Here is an 18500-nt window from a genome sequence, read left to right on the forward strand (position 1 = left end):
CTGCCGTACGAGGCTGTGCCGAGGGATGGCGGCGGCGGCACCCGCGGAGCGGGACGATGCTCCCCCGGGGATCCCCAAAAGGACGGCGGTCGCACCGGAAGAACTCTTCCCGTGCGACCGCCGTACGTTGGCCGGTACGAAACTTCAGGCCGTCAGCCCCCTGCGCCTGCGAGCCAGCCGCTGCTGTTGCCGTTGCCGTTGCCTCCGCCGTTGCCGCTGGTCGTGGACTCTGATGGGCTGCTGGTCACCCCACCGTCCGTCGTACCGCCGTCGGTCACTCCGCCCGTGTCGGTACCGGAGTTGGTTCCGCCGCCGTCCTGACCCTTGGTGGGGGTGCAGTTCCAGTCGAACGGGTCGCAGGAGGTGCTCGGGTCCGGCGACTTGGAGGGGCCCTTCGACGGCTTCCCGGACGGGCCCTCCGACGGGCTCTCCGACGGGCTCTCGGACGGCGTCGGGGTGGGGCTGGGCTGGCCACCGCCGTAGACAGCCTCTGCGTCGAGGGGCTCGGGCTCCGGGAACGGAATCGCTTCCTCGCCGTTCAGGGCTGCCGACATGTACTTCTGGAAGATCTCGGACGGGAACGACGCACCGTGGATCTGCTTCTGGCCACCTGTTCCGTACATCTCGAGGAACTTGCGGTTCTTGCTCTCCGCGTTGTCGTCCATGCGGTACATGTCGATGGCGGTCGCCAGCTGGGGCGTGTAGCCCACGAACCAGGCGGACTTGTTTCCGTCGGTCGTACCGGTCTTGCCCGCGACGTCACGGCCCGGGATCTGGGCGTTGGTGCCCGTGCCCTTCTTGACGACATCCGCCAGCACATCGGTCACGTTGCTCGCGATGGCGGACGAGAAGGCCACCTTGGCCTTGTCCTCGTGCTCGTAGATGGTCTCCCCGCGCTTCTCGACCTTGGTGACCGAGTACGGATCGCGCTGCTTCCCGTCGGCCGCGAAGGTCGCGTACGCCCCTGCCATGCGGATGGCGCTGGGGTCGGAGATACCGATCGAGAACGACGGGACGTTGGCCTCGACCAGGCTGGTCTCCCGCAGGCCGGCCTTGATCGCGGCCTGCCTGACGTTGTCGATTCCGACATCCATGCCCAGCTGGACGAAGGGGGAGTTGGCGGACTCGATCATGGCCTCGCGCAGCGTCATGTCCGAGTACGACCTGTTGCCGTCATTGACCTGCAGCCACTCCTCGCCCTTCTCGTTCTGCCAGACGCTCCCGTCGTATTTCTTGATCTTGAGCTTGTTGACCCCGTTGTACTTGCTCTTGTTGGGGTCGACCCGCCTGCGACTCTCCGGCCCCTGGTCCGGACCGAGCTGGGGATCGCGCACACCGTCCTGCATCGCGGCGGCGAGAACGAAGGGCTTGAAGGTCGATCCGACCTGGGCACCGGTCTCGTCGGCGTTGTTGGTGAAGTGCTTGGTCGCGTCCTGGCCACCGTAGATGGCGACGATCGCGCCGGTCTTCGGGTTCACCGAGGCGCCGCCGAACTGGACGTGGGTGTCCTTCTCCGGGCGCTTCTTGGGGTCGATGTTCTTTTCGTAGACCTTCTTGACGGACTCCTCGAGCAGCTTGACCTTCTTCCTGTCGAAGGTCGTGTGGATCTCGTAGCCGCCCTGGGTCAGGTCCTCAGCGGTGATGCCTCGGTCGTTGCTGTTGACGAAGTTGGCCTTGGCGAGGTCGACCAGATAGCCGATCTGCCCACTGAGCTGAGCGTTCCTGTTGGGCGGCAGGGGCATGGGGAACTTCGTGTACGTGGCCCGCTCCGCGGCAGGGAGATGGCCGTCCTTGACCATCTCGTCGAGGATCCACTGCCAGCGCTCGACGGCGCGTTCGGTGTTCTTCTCGCGAGTGGCCTTTACCGGGTCGACCTCCGGGACACCGTAGGGGTCGTAGTACGTCGCGCCCTTGAGAAGCGAGGCAAGGGCGGCGCACTGGCTCGGGGTGAGGTCCTTGGCGTTCTCGTTGTAGTACGTGCGCGCCGCGGCCTGGATTCCGTAGGCACCGCGTCCGTAGTACGAGGTGTTCAGATAGCCCGCCATGATCTTGGGCTTGTCCAGCGTGGCGCCCACCTTCATGGAGATGAACAGCTCCTTGACCTTGCGGGTCAGGGTCTGGGACTGGTCGGCGAGCCGGTTGTTCTTCACGTACTGCTGGGTGATGGTCGAGCCGCCCTGGGTCTCGCCGCCCCTGGCCATGTTGAAGGCGGCACGGGCGATACCCATCGGGTCGACGCCCGAGTCCTCCAGGAACGTCTTGTTCTCCGCTGAGATCACCGCGTTCTGCATGGCGGTGGGAATGCTCTCGATCCCGATGACCTGCCGGTTGATCTCACCACCGGTCGCAGCCATCTGCGAGCCGTCAGCCCAGTAGTAGACGTTGTTCTCGGCCTTGGCGGCCTTGTCCTCGTCGGGGATCTCCACCATGGCGTAGGCGAGCGTCCCCGCCGCCATCAGACTGCCCATGAAGGTGAGGAAGAGCCCGGTCACGAGCTTCCACGAGGGCACCCAGCGCCGCCAGCCGTACTTGTCGTAGCGCGGGTAGTCGATCAGCCGCTTCCTGCCGGGACCGCCGCCCCGTCCGCGGCCGCCCGGTCCACCGTGACCGCCGCCTCCGCCACGCCGGCCACCGCCGTGGCCTCCGTAGCCCGCTCCGCCGCCCTCGGCGGCCCTTCTGCGACCCCCGCCACCGCGCTGGGCGGCGCGCCGGGCTTCGGCACGGCCGCCGTACGGCCGCTCCTGCCCGTACGCGTCGGAAGGGGATCCGGTGGCGCCCCTGGGGGCTGCGCGGCGGCCTGAGGGCTGCTGGGCGGCGCGCCGGGCCGCGGCACGTCCGCCACCCTCGGGCTGCGGCGGTTTGCGACGGTGCTCGCTCATCGAACGACTACTCCTCGGGCAGGCATGAAGGCCTGGAAGCGGCAGTTGAGATCCGGTCCCCCCGCAATGAATACGGACCAGCCCGGCGACGGGCTCATCCGTGATGCATCCAGGACGATGACGCTCTCTGGCGTCACACGGTTCCCGGTGGTCTGCATGCCGCACAGACTACGCACGGTCAAAACCCATCTAGCGCCACAATTCACCCCAAATCAGGCAACTCAATTGCTGCGAATTGACGATGTGATGCCGGTCACGATGCCTCCTCTTGTCGCAGCCGGACCGCCGTTCTATCGTCTGGATGTATCGAGTCGATACATCAGCACGGCATAAGGGCCAGGGAAGACGGAGGAGGCGAACGATGAGCAGACGCTCCGGCATCCTCGAGTTCGCCGTTCTCGGCCTGCTCCGTGAAGCCCCGATGCACGGGTATGAGCTGCGCAAGCGGCTCAACACGTCGCTGGGAGTCTTCCGGGCGTTCAGTTACGGGACCCTCTACCCCTGCCTCAAGACGCTGGTCGCCAACGGCTGGTTGATCGAGGAGCCGGGAAGTGCTCCCGAGGACGCCCTCGCCGCCTCCCTCGCAGGCCGCCGAGCCAAGATCGTCTACCGCCTGACGGCGGAAGGTAAGGAGCACTTCGAGGAGCTCCTCTCCCACACCGGCCCCGACACCTGGGAGGACGAGCACTTCGCCGCCCGGTTCGCCTTCTTCGGGCAGACGGAACGGGAGGTGCGGATGCGCGTGCTGGAGGGCCGGCGCAGCCGCCTGGAGGAGCGTCTGGAAAAGATGCGTGCCTCCCTCGCCCGCACACGCGAGCGCCTCGACGACTACACGCTTGAGCTGCAGCGCCACGGCATGGAGTCCGTGGAGCGCGAAGTGCGCTGGCTGAACGAGCTCATCGAGAGCGAGCGGGCGGGACGGGATCAGCGACGATCCTCCGCCCCGGGGGAAGCCGCTCAGCAGGACACCACATCTGGAGAGACGGGCGACCTGCCCCGGCACCGGGGCGAAGTGGCCCCCGAGGGGAGCTCCTCAGGGCACCCCACCGCGCCGGATCCGTCCGATGACACCACCAAATGAGGCCCCGCATCCACGCAGGGTCTCGTACGAGAACAAACAGGGAGCAACCGGAATGGGTTCGGTTCGCGTAGCCATCGTCGGCGTGGGCAACTGCGCCGCCTCGCTGGTGCAGGGCGTCGAGTACTACAAGGACGCCGACCCGGCGGCCAAGGTGCCGGGTCTGATGCACGTCCAGTTCGGCGACTACCACGTCCGGGACGTCGAGTTCGTGGCCGCATTCGATGTCGACGCGAAGAAGGTCGGCCTCGACCTCGCGGACGCCATCGGTGCCAGCGAGAACAACACCATCAAGATCTGCGACGTGCCGTCCACGGGCGTGAAGGTCCAGCGCGGCCACACCCTCGACGGTCTGGGCAAGTACTACCGCGAGACCATCGAGGAGTCCCCCGAGGCCCCGGTCGACATCGTCCAGGTCCTCAAGGACAAGCAGGTCGACGTACTCGTCTGCTATCTGCCGGTGGGCTCCGAGGACGCCGCGAAGTTCTACGCGCAGTGCGCCATCGACGCCAAGGTCGCCTTCGTCAACGCTCTCCCGGTCTTCATCGCCGGCACCAAGGAGTGGGCGGACAAGTTCACCGAGGCCGGTGTCCCGATCGTCGGTGACGACATCAAGTCGCAGGTCGGCGCCACCATCACGCACCGCGTCATGGCGAAGCTGTTCGAGGACCGGGGTGTCGTCCTGGACCGCACGATGCAGCTGAACGTCGGCGGCAACATGGACTTCAAGAACATGCTCGAGCGTGAGCGCCTGGAGTCCAAGAAGATCTCCAAGACGCAGGCCGTCACCTCCCAGATCCCGGACCGGGAGCTCGGCGAGAAGAACGTGCACATCGGCCCGTCGGACTACGTGGCCTGGCTCGACGACCGCAAGTGGGCGTACGTCCGCCTGGAGGGCCGCGCGTTCGGTGACGTCCCCCTGAACCTGGAGTACAAGCTCGAGGTGTGGGACTCCCCGAACTCCGCGGGTGTCATCATCGATGCCCTGCGCGCGGCGAAGATCGCCAAGGACCGCGGGATCGGTGGTCCGATCCTGTCGGCCTCCTCGTACTTCATGAAGTCCCCGCCGGTCCAGTACTTCGACGACGAGGCGCGCGAGAACGTCGAGAAGTTCATCAAGGGCGAGGTCGAGCGCTAGCGAGACAGGGCGCAGCGCGCCGGCGAAAGGAAGTACAGCGCGCCGGCCGCTTGTCCTGCCGGACATATGAGGGTCCCCGTGGCTTCTGCCCGGGGGCCCTCTTCCTGTGTGACGCTTGCGCACATGCCTGTCGTACGTGATCTGCGCGTACTCCTGCGCCTGACGAACTTCCGCCGACTGCTGACCGTGCGGCTGCTCTCGCAGTCCGCCGACGGCGTCTATCAGGTGGCGCTCGCCGCGTACGTCGTGTTCTCACCGGAGAGGCAGACCTCGCCCGGCGCCATCGCCTCAGCGATGGCCGTGCTACTGCTGCCGTACTCACTCGTCGGCCCCTTCGCAGGCGTCCTCCTGGACCGCTGGCAGCGCCGTCAGGTCTTCCTCTACGGCAATCTCCTCCGAGCCGCGCTCGCCGCCGGCACCGCCGTGCTGATTGTCACCGCCGTTCCCGACTGGCTCTTCTACGTCTCCGCGCTCTCCGTCACGGCAGTCAATCGCTTCATCCTGGCCGGACTGTCCGCCGCACTGCCGCGCGTCGTCGATGAGAAGCGGCTCGTCATGGCCAACTCCATCTCGCCGACCGCGGGAACGCTTGCCGCGACCGCGGGCGGTGCGCTCGCCGTCGCCCTGCGCGTGGTCGCCGAAGGGTCCGACGCCACGGTGGTGCTGCTGGGCGCCGCGGTCTATCTCTGCGCCGGACTGGCCTCTCTGCGCATGGCGCGGGAGCTGCTCGGGCCCGATCCGGAGCTCGTGCAGTCACGACTGGGCGCCGCGGTCGCCTCAACGGTCCGCGGCCTTGTGAGCGGGCTGCGCCACTTGGCCGAGCGACAGGTCGCCGCCCGCGCCCTCGCGGCCATGACCCTGCTCCGCTTCTGCTACGGCGCGCTGACTGTCATGGTGCTGATGCTCTGCCGGTACGCATGGTCGGAGACGGAGTCGGAGGGGCTCACCCTTCTCGGTCTCGCCGTAGGGATCTCGGGCGCAGCCTTCTTCGCCGCGGCTGCCATCACACCTTGGGCGGTCGCCCGGCTCGGCGAGTACGGCTGGGTGGCAACGTGCGCAGGAGTGGCGGCAATTCTCGTACCGGCACTCGGACTCCCCTTCGCCCCCGCCCCGATGCTCATCGCTGCGTTCATCCTCGGGGTCATCACTCAGGGATCCAAGATCGCCACCGACACGGTCGTGCAGACCTCCATCGACGACGCCTTCCGCGGCCGGGTGTTCTCCCTCTACGACGTGGTGTTCAACGTCGCCTTCGTAGCCGCCGCAGGCGTGGCCGCCCTGATGCTGCCCCCGGACGGCAGGTCCGTGCCGCTCGTCCTCTCGGTCGCCGCCGTCTACACCGTCGTAGCGACGGCCATGACCCGTTGGCGCTAGGGGCGATGTTTCACGTGAAACATCGCCCCTCGATCGGCCGACCTTGCCGTGTTTTCACGTGAAACATCGCTCGCGTGAAACACGGCACAGTCAGACTCAGCCCTGCTTGGCCCACCACTCCTTGAGCGCGGCGACGGCCGCCTCGTGCTCCATGGGCCCGTTCTCCAGGCGCAGCTCCAGGAGTGCCTGGTACGCCCTGCCGACCGCAGGGCCGGGGCCGACGCCAAGGATCTCCATGATCTGGTTGCCATCGAGGTCCGGACGGATCGAGTCCAGCTCCTCCTGCTCCTTGAGCTGGGCGATGCGCTCCTCGAGCCCGTCATAGGCGCGCGACAGCGCACTCGCCTTCCGCTTGTTCCGCGTGGTGCAGTCCGAGCGGGTCAGCTTGTGCAGCCGCTCCAGCAGAGGGCCGGCATCCCGTACGTAGCGCCGCACCGCCGAGTCGGTCCACTCACCGGTGCCATAGCCGTGGAACCGCAGATGCAGCTCAACCAGCCGCGAGATGTCCTTGACCATGTCGTTGGAGTACTTGAGCGCCGTCAGCCGCTTCTTGGTCATCTTGGCGCCCACCACCTCGTGGTGGTGGAAAGAAACCCGGCCGTCCGACTCGAATCGGCGGGTCCTCGGCTTTCCGATGTCGTGAAGCAGCGCGGCCAGGCGCAGCACGAGATCCGGGCCGCTCTCCTCCAGCTCGATCGCCTGGTCCAACACGGTCAGTGAGTGCTCGTACACATCCTTGTGCCGGTGATGTTCATCGCTCTCCAGTCGGAGCGCCGGCAGTTCGGGGATGAAGTGTTCGGCGAGACCGGTGCCGACAAGGAGAGCCAGGCCCTTCCGCGGATACGGGGAGAGGATCAGCTTGTTGAACTCGTCACGGATCCGCTCGGCAGAGACGATCTCGATCCGGTCCGCCATCTCCTTCATCGCGGTGACGACCTCCGGAGCCACCTCGAAGTCCAGCTGGGCCGCGAAACGCGCAGCCCGCAGCATGCGCAGCGGGTCGTCCGAGAAGGAGTCCTCGGGGGCACCGGGAGTACGCAGCACGCGCGCTGCGAGATCCTCCAGGCCACCGTGCGGATCAATGAACTCCTTCTCCGGCAGCGCGACGGCCATCGCGTTCACGGTGAAGTCGCGGCGGACGAGGTCCTCCTCGATGGAGTCGCCGTAGGAGACCTCAGGCTTGCGCGAGGTTCGGTCGTAGGCCTCGGAGCGGTATGTCGTGACCTCGATCTGAAAGCGCTGAAGAGCGTCTTCGACACGGGCATCCTTCTGGCAGCCGACCGTGCCGAACGCGATCCCCACCTCCCACACGGAGTCCGCCCACGGCCGGACGATCTTCAGAACGTCCTCGGGGCGGGCGTCGGTCGTGAAGTCGAGATCATTACCGAGCCTGCCGAGGAGCGCGTCCCGGACCGAGCCACCAACCAGGGCTAGGCTGAACCCGGCCTCCTGGAACCGGCGGGCCAGGTCATCGGCGACAGGGGACACCCGCAGCAGTTCACTGACCGCGCGGCGCTGCACGTGGTTCAGTGCAGTGGGGTTGTCTTCGTTGGCGTTCGGCACAACAGAAAAGGGTACGTGCCCGCGCGGACCCGGGCTTCCCTGTTTCCGGCGCCCCCACCACTCTTCCGATCTTGTGGAGCAGTCCCCAGCACTTCGTCACAGCGCGCCTCGTTACCATGCGTGGACGCACCTAGCGACACCCACCAACGGCAACAGACGACAAGGGACGGACGAGCGCGTGGCCGAGGCGGCAGAATTCCAGGGGATGGGTCCCTCTCCTGCCCGCCGGTGGCTGCGGCGCACAGCCGCCCTCCTTGCGGGAACACCACTGCTGGCCGCTCTGGTTTATGTACCGACGGCCTCACCCGCGCACGCCGCAGAGGACGCCACCGGCTCCCGCACCGTGGATGTGTCTCTCGACTCCTTGACTCCCAGCGCCCCTGTGAAAGACGACACGCTCACCATCACGGGCACTGTGACGAACAAGGGCAAGGAACCGGTCACGGACGCGCAGGTCGATCTGAGGGTCGGCCCGCGTATGGCGGGTCGCCCGGAGATCGATGAGGCCTCTCGGCGCACCGGCTTCTCGCCGGGCAGCGACGCCGAGAAGCTCGGCGACCCGTACACCGTCAAGCTCCCCAAGCTTGCGGCCGGGATAAGCGAGGACTTCGCACTCACTGTCCCGGTCGGCAAGCTCGGGCTCGACGAGGACGGTGTGTACCAGCTCGGGGTGTCCCTCTCCGGAGAGACTCCGAGCGAGCCGTACGAGCGGGTGCTGGGCATCGAGCGGACGTTCCTGCCCTGGCAGCCGGATGCCGCCAAGAAGAAGACCCAGCTCACTTTCCTGTGGCCGCTCATCTCCTCGACGCACCTGTCCGCCGAGACCGGCTCGGACGAACAGCAGACGCCGATCTTCGAGAACGACAGCCTGGCCGCTGAGCTCGCCCCCGGTGGCCGGCTCGAGCAGCTCGTCTCGCTCGGCAGCGAGCTCCCCGTGACCTGGGTCATCGACCCGGACCTGCTGGCGACGGCCGAGGCAATGACCCGGAACTACCGGATCAAGAACGGGACGGACGGCACCATCGCCGGCCGGAACCAGACCGTGGCCAGGAAGTGGCTGAGCTCGCTCGAGAAAGCGGTACAAGACAGCAAGGTCGTCGCGCTGCCGTTCGCCGACCCCGATCTGGCCTCCCTCGCACACCGGGGGAAGGACGTCTCCGGGTCCCTCAGCCAGCTTCAGCCGGCCACCGCGGTGGCCGAGACGACCGTCGAGACGATCCTCCATGTGAAGCCGTCCATAGACTTCGCCTGGCCGATGGAGGGCGCGATCGACCCGTCGATCGTCGATGTGGCGACCTCGGCAGGAGCACACAAGGTCATCGCCCGTAGCGACAGTCTCCGGGAGACCGGCTCGGTGTCCTACACGCCGTCCGCGGCCCGGCCCATCGGTGGCGGTACGACGGCCGTCGTCGCGGACGAACGGCTCTCCACGGCCTTCCAGGGCGACATGACCAAGGCCGGGACCTCGACCTCCGCGGTTCAGAAGTTCCTCGCGCAGGCTCTCGCGCTGACCCTTCAGGCGCCGGACAAGCAGCGCAGCATCGTGGTCGCGCCGCAGCGCACGCCGTCGGCCTCCCAGGCACAGACGATGGCGAGCGCGCTGCACGGTCTCGCCGGCCAGCGCTGGACCCAGCCTCTCGACCTGATCGCGGCCGCGGCCACGAAGCCCGACCCCGATGCCACCACCGACGTGCCCAGCGCCTCCCGATACCCGGATCGGCTCCGCGTACGGGAGCTGCCGGTCCAGACCTTCCAGGACATCAGGTCGACCCAGGAGACCCTCGACAATTTCAAGGTCATCCTGACCGCACCGGACCGGGTGGTCACTCCGTTCGGCAATGCGATCAATCGGGAGATGTCCACGTCCTGGCGCGGCAAGGCACGGGCCGCGGCCGACTACCGCAGAGGTGTACAGAGCTTCCTGGAGGACCTCAGCACAGAGGTGCGGTTGATCCAGAAGTCGGCCGTGACCCTGTCGGGCCGTAGCGCCACCATCCCCGTCACCGTGCAGAACAAGCTCGTCCAGGGCGTCGACAACCTCGTTCTCCGGCTGAAGTCGTCGAACCCCACACGCCTCGAACTCGGCGAGGACAAGGTCGTCGCCGAGCGCCAGATCAAGATCGAAGGCGGGCACAGCCAGTCGGTGAAGTTCACCGCCGCGGCCAATGCCAACGGTCCGGTGCAGGTGACGGCACAGCTCTACACGATGGACGGCAAGCTGTACGGAGGCCCGATGACCTTCACAGTCAGGGCTTCCGAGATCACCCCGACCGTGATGCTCGTCATCGCGGGCGGCGTACTGTTGCTCGTCCTCGCGGGCGTCAGGATGTACACCCAGCGCAAGCGCGCTGCTGCCCGCGAGGCGGCCGCCATGGCTGATGAGGGCGAGGACCCCGAGCAGCCGAGTGACCCCGCACCGGACACCGGACCGGAAAGCGGGGACCCGTCGGGCACGGGTGAGAAAGTGGACCGTTGAGCGATGTCGTGGCCGGTCGGCCGGGGACGATGAGGTGGGGTAACCATGAACGCGCCGTACGACGGTGACCGTGGGCAGGGTGCGGGCAACACCGCACCCTCCTTGCGGGCTGAGTACCCCGCGCCCGGCCCGCAGCGGGCGGATCAGCCGTCGGCGGGCCAGGTGCCCACGCCGTCGCCCGAGCCCACCGCGGACCCGTACGTCGACGACGCGTACGCGCACGACCCCTACCGGGAGCAGGACCTGTCCGCCCAGGACCCCGTGTCGGAGGCGCTCTACGACCGTGCCGCCCACCCGCCGCCACCGCACAGCAGCAGCTTCCCCCAGCCGCAGCCGCTCTACCAGCAGCCACCCGCCCAGGAGCATGCGCCGGACCCGCGGATCTGGGCCCAGACCCCGCCGCCCGAGCCGGATGGCCCGTCGCGCCGTCTGCCCTATGGGGACGACACCAGCGGCGCCCAGTTCACGGGCGTCGACGAGCTCGTGACCAGGGCCGGGGAGAACGAGCCGGAGCCGGACGCGTTCGCCCATCTCTACCGCGACCAGCAGGCATCCGGTCAGCCACCGGCCCCGTCCGCGGCGGAACCTGCGGCCCCGGCACCCGCCCCGAAGAAGGTGGGCGGCCGGGCATCCGGACTGCTCAAGTCCAGCGCGGTGATGGCGGCCGGCACGCTTGTCTCGCGCCTCACCGGCTTTGTCCGCAGTCTCGTGATCACCGGTGCCCTGGGCGCCGCCCTGCTCGGTGACGCCTTCACGGTCGCCTACACGCTGCCGACGATGATCTACATCCTCACCGTCGGCGGCGGACTCAACTCGGTCTTCGTGCCGCAGCTCGTGCGCGCCATGAAGAACGACGAGGACGGCGGCGAGGCCTACGCCAACCGACTGCTGACACTCGTGATGGTCGCGCTCGGCGGCATCGTCGTCATCGCCGTGTTCGCCGCGCCGCTGCTGATCAAGTTGATGTCGGCCACGATCGCCAACGACCCACCGGCGAACAGTGTCGCCGTCACCTTCGCCCGCTACTGCCTGCCCACGATCTTCTTCATGGGTGTGCACGTGGTGATGGGACAGATCCTCAACGCCCGCGGGAAGTTCGGCGCGATGATGTGGACGCCGGTCCTCAACAACATCGTCATGATCTTCACCTTCGGGCTCTTCATCTGGGTGTACGGCACGTCCGCCGAATCCCACATGAGCGTGCAGACAATCCCGCCGGAGGGCGTCCGCCTGCTGGGCATCGGCACCCTGCTCGGTCTGACCGTCCAGGCCCTCGCGATGATCCCCTACCTCCGCGAGACGGGCTTCCGCTTCCGCCCCCGCTTCGACTGGAAGGGCCAGGGACTCGGCAAGACGGTCAAGCTGGCCAAGTGGACCGTTCTGTTCGTCCTCGCCAACCAGGCCGGAGTCCTCGTGGTCACCCAGCTCGCCACCGCCGCCGGTGAGGCCTCCGGCAAGGACGGGGCCGGCTTCCTGGCCTACTCCAACGCACAGCTGATCTGGGGCATGCCGCAGGCGATCATCACGGTCTCGGTCATGGCCGCCCTGCTGCCCCGGATCTCCCGCGCCGCGCACGACGACGACCCCGGTGCCGTCCGCGACGACATCTCGCAGGGACTGCGCAACTCGGCCGTCGCGATCGTCCCGGTCGCCTTCACCTTCCTGGCGCTGGGCGTGCCGATGTGCACCCTGCTCTACGCCTCCAGCGGCGTCCAGGCCGCACAGTCCATGGGCTTCATCCTCATGGCGTTCGGCCTCGGCCTGATCCCCTACTCGGTGCAGTACGTCGTCCTGCGTGGCTTCTACGCCTACGAGGACACCCGCACGCCCTTCTACAACACGGTCATCGTCGCCGCCGTGAACGCGGCCGCGTCGGCCGCCTGCTACGTCGTCCTCCCGGCTCAGTGGGCCGTGGTCGGCATGGCCGCCTCGTACGGTCTCGCCTACGCCGTCGGTGTCGGCATCGCCTGGCGCCGGCTGCGCAACCGGCTGGGTGGCGACCTCGACGGCTCCCATGTGGTCCGCACCTACGCCAGGCTCTGCCTGGCATCCGTCCCGGCAGCAGTCGCGGGCGGCGCGGTGGGCTTCCTTCTGCTGCAGACCCTGGGTCAGGGGGCCTTCGGATCGCTCGTCGCGCTGGTCGTCGGCGGTGCGGTCCTGCTGGGCGTCTTCTTCGTCGCGGCGAAGAAGATGAGGATCGAAGAGCTCAACGGCATGGTCGGCATGGTCCGCGGTCGTCTCGGGCGCTAGAACCCGGTCGTTCGCGCACAACCATCGTCCGCCACTGTGTGTCGTGCATAGCGCCGGACTGTGGGCACAATTGGCATGGCTGTTGGATATGGCGCAACGGATGGGGAGGCAGGGAACGACGGTGGCGGAACGTAGCAGTGCTGCCGTCGACGTGGCCGACAACAGCGGTGACGACCCGCTGGCCGCCAAGGCGGACAAGGCCATGACCGACGGGGTGGCGGAAGCCGACGACACGGCGGAGAAGAGCGCCGACGACACGGGCAGCGAGCGCGGGAACAGCGAGCAGCCCACCATCACAACGCCCGAGCTGCACAGCGGCCACAAGCTCGCCAGACGCTACCGGCTCGAGGAGTGCGTCACCCGTCTGGAGGGATTCAGCAGCTGGCGAGCAGTCGACGAGAAACTCCGCCGCGCTGTCGGCGTCCATATCCTGCCCGCCGATCATCCGCGGGCCCGGTCCGTCCTCGCCGCGGCTCGCTCTGCGGCGCTCCTTGGCGATCCGCGCTTCGTCCAGGTGCTCGACGCCGTCGAGGAGAACGATCTCGTCTACGTCGTCCACGAGTGGCTGCCCGACGCCACGGAGCTCACCACCCTGCTGGCCGCCGGGCCGATGGAGGCCCACGACGCGTACCAGCTGGTCAGCCAGCTCTCCCAGGCCATGGCGGCGGCGCACCGTGAGGGCTTGGCCCATCTGCGCCTCACCCCCAACGCGGTCCTGCGCAGCTCGACCGGCCAGTACCGGATCCGTGGCCTCGCCGTGAACGCCGCGCTGCGCGGCATCAGCGCCGACCGTCCGCAGCGCACCGACACCGAAGCGATCGGTGCACTGCTCTATGCCGCGCTCACCCACCGCTGGCCGTACGAGAACGACGCCTATGGCCTCTCCGGACTGCCCAAGGGCGTCGGCCTCATCGCCCCCGACCAGGTACGGGCAGGAGTCCACCGCGGACTCTCGGAGCTCGCGATGCGCGCTCTGGTCAACGACGGTGCCACCGCATCCCGGCAGGAGCTGCCCTGCACCACCCCGGACGAGCTGGCGAAGGCGGTCGCGGCCATGCCCCGCATCCGTCCGCCGGAGCCCGCTTTCACCCCGCCGCCGGAGTACCAGCGCACCACGTACCAGCAGGGCACGTACGGGCGTCCCACGGCCCATACAGGCGCCGCAGCGACCCAGCCCGTGCAGGCGCCGCCCGCGCCGCTGGAGAGCCGTACCGGCAAGGTCCTCAAGTGGGCCGTGTCCGCGCTGCTCATCGCCGCGCTGGGGCTGGGCAGCTGGCAGATCGCCGACAGGCTCCTCGACCGCGACGCGGGCACCAAGGACCCCGGGAACACCCAGACCACCGACGGCGAGAAGGACGACAAGCCGAAGGCGCCGGTACCGCTGGCCATCCAAGGCGCCGAGGAGTACGCCCCGGACGGCAAGCCGCAGAACGCGGCAGACGTCGGCAACACGTACGACGACGACAGCTCCTCGTACTGGCGCACCAAGTACTACCTCGACGGTCCGGATCTCGTTCCGTCGATCAAGCAGGGTGTGGGCATCGTCTACGACCTAGGCGCCGCGAAGGACATTTCCGCCGCCTCGATAGCGCTGCGCTACGGGGGGCCCCACACCACGGTCTCTCTCTATGCGGTCGACTCCTTGTCGCCGTCCGGCCCCGTCGAATCCATGAAGAAGATCGCAACGACCCAAGCCAGCGACAGTTCGGCGAAGCTGACCATGAAGGAGCCGGTGAACTGCCGCTATGTGCTCCTGTGGATGACCGCGATGCCGTACTCACCGCAGGACGGCGTCAGCGGGGCGGGCTACAAGCAGGGCATCACGGACGTGAAGTTCACCGGCTGACATTCAGCGATCACGCGGGGAGGGGGCTCACCGTTGGACAACGCCACACCCGGCGAAGCAAGCGACCAGGATCTCCTGGAACGCCACGTCGCCGGCGATCCGGATGCCTTCGGTGAGCTCGTGCGGCGCCACCGCGATCGCCTCTGGGCCGTCGCCCTGCGGACACTGGGGGACCGCGAAGAAGCCGCCGACGCGGTCCAGGACGCCCTGGTCTCGGCCTTTCGGGCCGCACACACCTTCCGGGGCCAGTCCGCGGTGACGACATGGCTCCACCGCATCACCGTCAATGCCTGTCTCGACCGGGCCCGCAAAGCGGCGTCCCGCAAGACATCCCCCGTCGACGACACCGAGCGCCTGGAGCAGCTCCTCGAGCCTCATGAGTCCGCCGAGGCACCCGCGGAACGCCAGGATCTCCATCGCGAGCTGCTGGCCGCCCTGGCCAGGCTTCCCGCCGATCAGCGGGCTGCGCTGGTGCTGGTCGACATGCAGGGCTACCCGGTCGCCGAGGCGGCGCGGGTGCTGGACGTGCCTACGGGAACCGTGAAGAGCCGCTGCGCACGTGGACGAGCGCGCTTGCTCCCCATGCTCACTCATCTGCGCGGCGAAGCAGGGGATAACAGCGGTCACGACAGGGGAAGGAACCGGACGCCAGGGACATCCGTCCCACCTGCGTCGGGACCAAGGGATGCAGGACCAAATGATCCTGCTGCTGCGAAGGGCGGAGGTGGGCGCGCGTGACCTCCACGACCGGCACGACTCAGCACCCGGATGTTTCCGAGATCTCCGATCTCACCGAAGGCCTGCTGTCACCGTCCCGCCAGGCAGCCGTCAGGGAGCATCTGGACGGCTGTGCCCTGTGTGCCGACGTACGAGCCTCCCTGGAGGAAATTCGCGACCTCCTGGGGACGCTCCCGGGTCCGCCACGCATGCCCGCCGACATCGCCGGACGCATCGACGCCGCTTTGGCCGCCGAGGCGCTGCTGAGTGCCACCGCGCCGGACGACGAGCCGGTCGATGTTTCACGTGAAACATCGACCACTGAGCCGCAGACCGAGAGCCCTCCTGCGGACCGCCCCGCAGGACACCCCCGCGCGGCCACGGGCCCCGGCCGGAGCCGTCCGCCCCGACGCCGGCGCCGCACTGCCGTTCTGAGCGCGGCCTTCGGTGTCGCAGCCGCGGGGGTGAGCCTGCTGCTCGCGCAGTCCCTCGCCGGCACAAGCGGCGACAAGGAAGCGTCGACGAAGAGCGGAGTCAGCGCCGCAGATACAGCGTCAGACTTCTCGGAGAACCGGCTCCAAGCACGCGTACACGCCTTGCTGGCTCCCTACAGCGCCGCGAAGGACAGCACACAGGGCGGCACAAAACCGGCTCCCCGCTCGGAGGCGGAGCCCTCCGCCGGCATCGAGACCGACCCTCAGTCCCCGATGCGCACATCGGCCACCGCAGTACCCGCCTGTATTCAGAAGGGCACGGGCCGCGCCGATCCGGCTCTGGCGGCCGAGCAGGGAACCTACGCAGGTACCGAGGCGTATCTCGTCGTCCTGCCGCACTCCAGCGACAGCTCTCAAGTCCAGGCGTATGTCGTCGACGCGGCGTGCGTCGCCACCGCGCCGTCCGGCAAGGGCGAACTCCTGCTGACCCACTCCTACCCTCGCCCCTGATACTGCCGCCGTGCCGCTCGGCCTCCGTGGGAATGCAAGCCCCGTAGGATCCGTTGGGTGGGGTGAGAGTCGTTAGACCCGCCCCAGTAGGCAGTAGGCAGTCTGCAGAGACGAGGAAGAAACCCGTGAGCGACGTCCGTAATGTGATCATCATCGGCTCCGGGCCGGCCGGCTACACCGCTGCGCTGTACACCGCGCGCGCGTCGCTGAAGCCGCTGGTGTTCGAAGGCGCCGTCACCGCCGGTGGTGCGCTCATGAACACCACCGAGGTGGAGAACTTCCCCGGCTTCCCCGACGGCATCATGGGGCCGGAGCTGATGGACAACATGCGGGCCCAGGCTGAGCGCTTCGGCGCTGAGCTCGTCCCGGACGATGTCATCGCCGTGGACCTCTCTGGTGACATCAAGACCGTCACAGACACCGCGGGCACCGTGCACCGCGCCAAGGCCGTCATCGTCACGACCGGCTCTCAGCACCGCAAACTCGGCCTGCCGAACGAGGACGCGCTCTCCGGTCGCGGAGTCTCCTGGTGTGCCACCTGCGACGGGTTCTTCTTCAAGGACCAGGACATCGCCGTCGTCGGCGGCGGCGACACCGCCATGGAGGAGGCCACCTTCCTCTCGCGCTTCGCCAAGTCCGTCACGATTGTCCACCGCCGCGACAGCCTTCGGGCCTCCAAGGCCATGCAGGATCGCGCGTTCGCCGACCCGAAGATCAAGTTCGCCTGGGACAGCGAGGTCGCCGCGATCCACGGCGACCAGAAGCTTTCCAGCCTGACGCTGCGCAACACCAAGACCGGGGAGACCTCCGAGCTGCCCGTCACCGGTCTGTTCATCGCGGTCGGCCACGACCCGCGCACCGAGCTCTTCAAGGGCCAGCTGGAGCTGGACGACGAGGGCTACCTCAACGTCGACGCCCCTTCCACGCGCACGAATCTGTCCGGTGTCTTCGGCGCCGGTGACGTGGTCGACCACACCTACCGGCAGGCCATCACCGCTGCCGGCACCGGCTGCTCCGCCGCCCTGGACGCCGAGCGCTTCCTGGCCGCCCTCGCCGACGACGAGAAGGCCGCGGCAGCGGCGGCTGTCTGACCCCGTCTGAGCTCAACGACCCCACACCCCACACCCCGCAAGTTAAGGAGGCCGCCGTGGCCCTGAAGAACGTGACCGACGCCACCTTCGAAGAAGATGTGCTCAAGAGCGACAGGCCCGTGCTCGTCGACTTCTGGGCTGCCTGGTGCGGCCCGTGCCGCCAGATCGCCCCGTCCCTGGAAGCGATCGCGGCCGAGCACGGCGACAAGATCGAGGTCGTCAAGCTCAACATCGACGAGAACCCGGCCACGGCAGCCAAGTACGGCGTGATGTCCATCCCGACGCTGAACGTCTACCAGAACGGCGAGGTCGCCCAGACCATCGTCGGCGCCAAGCCGAAGGCGATGCTCGTCCGTGAGCTCGACGCCTTCATCGGCGACGAGGTTGCCAAGGCCTGACGCGCCGCACTTCGTTTCACCTGAGAGCTTCGTTTCACGTGAAACACGAATGGGCCAACCCGGTAAGGGTTGGCCCATTCTGCATCTGCGGGCGATTCATAGCGGCCGAAGCGCCGGTTCCTTCTGTACGGCCCCCAGGAGCCGGTCGAGTGCCAGCTCCACGTCTTCCTTCCACGAGAGCGTGGTGCGCAGCTCCAGCCGCAGCCGCGGGTGGGTGGGGTGCGGACGGACGGTCTTGAAGCCGACCGCCAGGAGGTGGTCGGCGGGAAGCACACAGGCCGGCTCTGTCCAGCGGGCGTCCCCGAACGCCTCGATCGCTTTGAAGCCCCGGCGCAGCAGATCCTTGGCGACGGTCTGCACCATCACCCGACCGAGCCCCTGCCCCTGGTAGCCCGGCATGATCCAGGCGGTCATCAGCTGCACGGCATCCGGGGAGACAGGGCTCGTCGGAAACGCCGTGGAGCGCGGCACATAGGCGGGCGGTGCATAGAGCACGAACCCGACCGGCACCTCGTCGACATAGACGATACGGCCGCACGATCCCCACTCGAGAAGGACGGCGGAGATCCAGGCCTCCTTCTCCAGCTCCGGTCTGCCCGCCCTTACTGCGGCTTCTCCGCTGACTGGATCAAGCTCCCAGAAGACACACGCTCGGCAGCGCTTGGGGAGGTCTGGAAGGTTGTCGAGTGTGAGCGGTACGAGCCGACGGCCCATGAAGGCTGCTCCTCACTTCCTTGGACTGCCGC

Annotated in this window: 13 protein-coding genes; 10 read left to right on the forward strand and 3 right to left on the reverse strand. The window is 67.9% G+C overall.

Annotated elements, in window-relative coordinates; translation table 11 throughout:
- Window positions 1-152: 152 nt before the first annotated feature.
- The gene (locus ACFV9O_RS00760; protein ID WP_385410711.1) at window positions 153-2879 is read right to left on the reverse strand and encodes a transglycosylase domain-containing protein; all 2727 of its coding nucleotides are present in this window, start codon (window positions 2877-2879) and stop codon (window positions 153-155) included.
- Window positions 2880-3240: 361 nt separating this feature from the next.
- On the opposite strand from ACFV9O_RS00760, the gene ACFV9O_RS00765 reads away from it, so the two are divergent.
- From ACFV9O_RS00765 to ACFV9O_RS00775, 3 genes are all read left to right on the forward strand, one after another.
- The gene (locus ACFV9O_RS00765) at window positions 3241-3960 is read left to right on the forward strand and encodes a helix-turn-helix transcriptional regulator (protein WP_385410712.1); all 720 of its coding nucleotides are present in this window, start codon (window positions 3241-3243) and stop codon (window positions 3958-3960) included.
- 52 nt (window positions 3961-4012) lie between these two features.
- Window positions 4013-5095 (forward strand): inositol-3-phosphate synthase, encoded by a 1083-nt coding sequence (locus ACFV9O_RS00770; protein ID WP_385410714.1) that lies wholly within the window; start codon window positions 4013-4015, stop codon window positions 5093-5095.
- Between the two features lie 123 nt (window positions 5096-5218).
- Window positions 5219-6469 (forward strand): MFS transporter, encoded by a 1251-nt coding sequence (locus tag ACFV9O_RS00775; protein ID WP_385410716.1) that lies wholly within the window; start codon window positions 5219-5221, stop codon window positions 6467-6469.
- 96 nt (window positions 6470-6565) lie between these two features.
- On the opposite strand, the gene ACFV9O_RS00780 is transcribed toward ACFV9O_RS00775, so the two are convergent.
- The gene (locus ACFV9O_RS00780; protein WP_385410718.1) at window positions 6566-8032 is read right to left on the reverse strand and encodes a CCA tRNA nucleotidyltransferase; all 1467 of its coding nucleotides are present in this window, start codon (window positions 8030-8032) and stop codon (window positions 6566-6568) included.
- A gap of 178 nt (window positions 8033-8210) precedes the next feature.
- On the opposite strand from ACFV9O_RS00780, the gene ACFV9O_RS00785 reads away from it, so the two are divergent.
- The 7 genes from ACFV9O_RS00785 to trxA all read left to right on the forward strand — a co-directional run bounded on the left by ACFV9O_RS00785 (window position 8211) and on the right by trxA (window position 17754).
- Window positions 8211-10508, forward strand: a complete 2298-nt coding sequence (locus ACFV9O_RS00785) for a DUF6049 family protein (RefSeq protein ID WP_385410719.1) — start codon at window positions 8211-8213, stop codon at window positions 10506-10508.
- Between the two features lie 45 nt (window positions 10509-10553).
- The gene (murJ, locus tag ACFV9O_RS00790) at window positions 10554-12758 is read left to right on the forward strand and encodes a murein biosynthesis integral membrane protein MurJ (RefSeq protein ID WP_385410721.1); all 2205 of its coding nucleotides are present in this window, start codon (window positions 10554-10556) and stop codon (window positions 12756-12758) included.
- Between the two features lie 121 nt (window positions 12759-12879).
- Window positions 12880-14604: a protein kinase family protein gene (locus ACFV9O_RS00795; RefSeq protein WP_385410723.1), complete on the forward strand. Its 1725-nt coding sequence runs from the start codon at window positions 12880-12882 to the stop codon at window positions 14602-14604.
- A 33-nt stretch (window positions 14605-14637) separates the two neighbouring features.
- On the forward strand, window positions 14638-15342 hold the full coding sequence (gene sigM, locus ACFV9O_RS00800) for an RNA polymerase sigma factor SigM (RefSeq protein WP_385410725.1): 705 nt from the start codon (window positions 14638-14640) through the stop codon (window positions 15340-15342).
- On the forward strand, window positions 15339-16265 hold the full coding sequence (locus tag ACFV9O_RS00805) for an anti-sigma factor family protein (RefSeq protein WP_385410726.1): 927 nt from the start codon (window positions 15339-15341) through the stop codon (window positions 16263-16265). The genes sigM and ACFV9O_RS00805 overlap by 4 nt, the downstream gene beginning before the upstream one ends.
- Before the next feature lie 125 nt (window positions 16266-16390).
- Window positions 16391-17356, forward strand: coding sequence for a thioredoxin-disulfide reductase (gene trxB, locus ACFV9O_RS00810; RefSeq protein ID WP_385410728.1), 966 nt, complete (start codon window positions 16391-16393; stop codon window positions 17354-17356).
- Between the two features lie 56 nt (window positions 17357-17412).
- On the forward strand, window positions 17413-17754 hold the full coding sequence (gene trxA, locus ACFV9O_RS00815; RefSeq protein ID WP_385410730.1) for a thioredoxin: 342 nt from the start codon (window positions 17413-17415) through the stop codon (window positions 17752-17754).
- A 96-nt stretch (window positions 17755-17850) separates the two neighbouring features.
- Here trxA and ACFV9O_RS00820 read toward each other — a convergent pair whose 3' ends face one another.
- On the reverse strand, window positions 17851-18468 hold the full coding sequence (locus tag ACFV9O_RS00820; protein WP_385410732.1) for a GNAT family N-acetyltransferase: 618 nt from the start codon (window positions 18466-18468) through the stop codon (window positions 17851-17853).
- Window positions 18469-18500: the final 32 nt, after the last annotated feature.

Source organism: Streptomyces sp. NPDC059909 (genome assembly GCF_042730885.1).
GTDB lineage: Bacteria > Actinomycetota > Actinomycetes > Streptomycetales > Streptomycetaceae > Streptomyces.